At 70.5% G+C, this 3,530-nt stretch carries 3 protein-coding genes; all 3 read right to left on the bottom strand.

The features are described from left to right. Positions 1-856 (bottom strand): AMP-binding protein (locus AC1DZ6_RS21525; protein ID WP_477099172.1); only part of this gene is annotated, 856 nt, incomplete at its 3' end. After that, positions 850-2,484, bottom strand: coding sequence for a carboxylesterase/lipase family protein (locus AC1DZ6_RS21530; RefSeq protein WP_477099174.1), 1,635 nt, complete (start codon positions 2,482-2,484; stop codon positions 850-852). The genes AC1DZ6_RS21525 and AC1DZ6_RS21530, both read right to left, overlap by 7 nt. Beyond that, the coding region (locus AC1DZ6_RS21535; RefSeq protein ID WP_477099173.1) for a spinster family MFS transporter at positions 2,484-3,530 on the bottom strand (1,047 nt) is incomplete at its 5' end. The genes AC1DZ6_RS21535 and AC1DZ6_RS21530, both read right to left, overlap by 1 nt.

Genomic DNA, 3,530 nt, shown 5'->3' on the forward strand with positions numbered 1-3,530 from the left:
CGACCAGGCCGAGCCAGACGGTGGGCACGCCCACGGCGACCGTCACCGCTTCAGAGGCGATCAGGCGCGCCAGGCTGGCGCCGTCGGCGTGCCGGCCGGGCAGGACCAGCTTGGCCCCGGCCGCGGGACCCGCGAACGGCAAGCCCCAGGCGTTGGCGTGGAACATCGGCACCACCACCAGCACGCTGTCGGCCGCCGAGATCGCCATCACGTCCACCTGCAGCAGACGAAGCGTATGCAGGAAGCTGGACCGGTGCGTGTAGGTGACCCCCTTGGGAGCCCCCGTGGTGCCGGAGGTGAAGCACAGCCCGCACGGTGCGGTCTCGTCGAAATCGCCCCAGACGACCTCGGCTGTCGCGCTATCTTGGGCTTCCGCGATCATCGGCTCCAGCGCTTGAGCGTTCGGCGCGTCCGCGGGCGCGTCGATGAGCAGAAGCCGCTCGACGCACAGCGCGTGTTCGGCGATCTGGCGGGCCAGGGGCGCGAGATCGGCGCTGACCACCAGGATGCGGGCCTGCGACTGCACCACCATCCGGGCCAGCTGGGCGGCGGTCAGGCGCGGGTTGAGCGTGTGGCACACCGCCCCCATGCCCATGACCGCATACCAGACCTCGACATGGGCCTGGGTGTTCCACGCCAGGGTCGCGACCCGCTCGCCCTTGACCACGCCGAAGCCGGCCATCACGGCCGAGACCCGCAAGGCGCGCGCGCGGAGGTCGGCGTAGCCGATCCGGTCGACCCGGCCGCCCTCGCCCGCTGTCACGACCTGGGCCCGAGGGCGCCATTTGGCCGCGTGATCCAGGAACTTGTCGAGCGTCAGGGCGAACGACTGCACGTCTCCGTCCGCCATCAGCATCGAGGATCTCCGGCCGGAAGCGGCGGGGCCACGACGCCGACGTTCCAGTTCCAGGGCACGCCGCCCTTGGCGCGGCGTCGGCAGACGACCTGTTCGTTCAGTTCGTACATGCCCGGCATCAGGTGCGCGCCGGGCCTGGGCTGGTCGGCGAAAGCCATGTAGGCGCGGTCTTCGCCATAGGGACGCCACCGCGGTTGGCCGGTCGCGCTGGGAACGCCGTCGCGGGCGAAGGCGGCCCAGTAGCCGGCCATCGCGTCCGACATCCCGGCCTCCTCCGGCGTCGCCGGAACCTTGGGCCAGGCCGGAGGCGTCCGGTCGGCCGTGCCGAAGACGTAGGGAATCTCGCTGGCGTGGAAGCCGTGCAGGCCGGCGCTGTCGGCGGCGGGATAGCCGTGGTCGAACAGGTAGAGGAAGCCGGATGCGCCCACCGCCGTCTGCTTGGCGACCAGCCGCTCGGCCGTCCAGCCGTAGAGCGCGTCGCGCGGCGCCGTCAGCATGGCCTCGGCCAGGTCGCTGGCGGGATGGAGCTTGAGATAGGCGTCGGCCAGATCGCCGTACTTCTCGCGGATGAGCACCTCGTAAGCGGGCGCGTCGGCGGGGGGCGGCGAGGCCAGGAAGCGCAGCGAACGGATCTCGCCGCTGTTGAAGCCGGCCAGGATCGGGACGCGGGCCTGTTCGCCCTGGTCGAACACATCGACCAGTTGGCGGGGCAGCACCTTGCCGTCGACCGTGCCGAACGGGGCGTAGCCCGCCTTGGCGGCCGCCTCGGTGATTTCGTTGGCGTTCATCGCCCGCAGGGCCGCGACGTCCTTGGCCCCCAGCTTGAACGCCACGTAGGTCCCGACCGTCTCGGCCGGATAGTCGCCGAACGTGTCGGCCCGCAGCTGCGGCGTCGAGATCATGTAGGCGCTCTGGGCGATCGCCTTGGCGAACAGCCCGCGCGCCTGGGGCGCGGCCATCAGGTACATGACGCTGAGCGCCCCGGCGGACTCGCCGGCGATGGTGACGTTGGAAGGATCGCCGCCGAACGCCGCGATATTGGCCTTCACCCAGCGCAGCGCGGCGATCTGGTCGAGCAGGCCGTAATTGCCCGACACCCCTTCGCGCGACTCCGCGCTGAGGCCCGGATGGGCCAGATAGCCCAACACGCCCAGACGATAGTTGATCGACACGACCACCACGCCCTGCCCGGCCAGCTTGGCGCCGTCGTACATCGCCTCGCTGCTCGAGCCGGTCACCAGCGCGCCGCCGTGGATCCACACCAGCACAGGGGCCTTGTCCGCCTTGGCCGGGGCCCAGACGTTCAGCGACAGGCAGTCCTCGCTCATCGCCGCCAGCTCGCTGGCATAGATGCTGCCGGGCCGCGACTTGGGCTGTACGCAGGCCGGGCCGAACTTGGCGGCGTCGCGCACGCCCTTCCAGGCGGGCATGTCGGCCGGGGGCCTCCATCGCCGCCAGCCTGTAGGCGGCAACGCATAGGGCAAGCCCTTGTAGACGCTCAGGTCGCCGACCGCTTCGCCTTGAGCGGCGCCGGCCGGCGCGTGGACGATGGGTCCGGGCTGAGCGAAGGCGGGCGCTGCCGCGCAGAGCGCGACGACGCAGGCCAGGGTTCGTGCAAGCAACTTCATCACGCGGCGACTCCGCTTCGGATCTCTTTCTTCAACGCCCGCGCCAGCGCCACGAACAGCGCCACGGCCACGAGGTAGAAGGGCACCAGGGAATAGAAGGCCAGCTGCAGCGAATTGTGCGGATGGCTGGCCCGGAAATGGTCGCTGACCGCGCCGACATAGGTCGGGCCGAGGCCAAGGCCGATCAGGTTCATGACCAGCAGCAGCAGCGCCCCCGAAAGCACGCGTTGGTGCGGGGCCACCTCTTCCTGGACCAGCGCGACGGCCGGGGAGAGATAGAAGTAGTTCAGGGCCGTCGGGATCGCGAGGAAGACCAGGGCCAGCGGCCAGGTCGGCGCCCAGACGAAGCCGACGAAAAACGGCGCCGCGATCGTCAGTCCCACGGCCGGGATCACGGCGTAGGCCAGTTTCGACGTGGGCACGAACCGATCGACCAGGCGGCCGGAGGTGTAGATGCCGGCGCTGATCGTGACGCCGATCAGCAGTGCGTAGTAGAGCGCCACCTGGCTCAGCGTCATGCCCTTCTCGCGCATCAGGAACAGCGTGGTGAAGTTGAGCACGGCGTAGGTGATGAACTGGGTCGCGCCGCAGGCCAGGGCCACCAGCAGCAGCACGGGCCGCGAAAAGAACATCCTGCAGGTCGTCCAGAAGCCGGCGGGCGCGACCTTGGCGGCGGAAATGTCTGTCGTCGGCGCGGCATCCAGCCCGCCGCGCTTCGGCTCGCGCACGAACAAGAACACGATCACGGCGGCCCCGATCCCCACCGCGCCGAGCGACAGGAAGGCGTCGCGCCAGCTATAGGCGGCCGCGATCGAGGCGCCGAAGGCCACGCCCAAGGCCTGGCCGATCGGCGGTCCCAGATTGAACAGCCCCAGGGCCGTGCCCCGTCGGCCGGGCGGAAACAGGTCGGAGATGATGGCGTAGGACGGCGGCACCCCGCCGGCCTCGCCGACTCCCACCGCCATGCGCGCGGCCACCAGCTGCGGATAGCTGGCGGACAGGCCGCAGGCGACGGTCGCCGCGCTCCACAAGGCGCAGGCGAAGGC

This window comes from Caulobacter sp. P1_B12_2, from assembly GCF_056406675.1.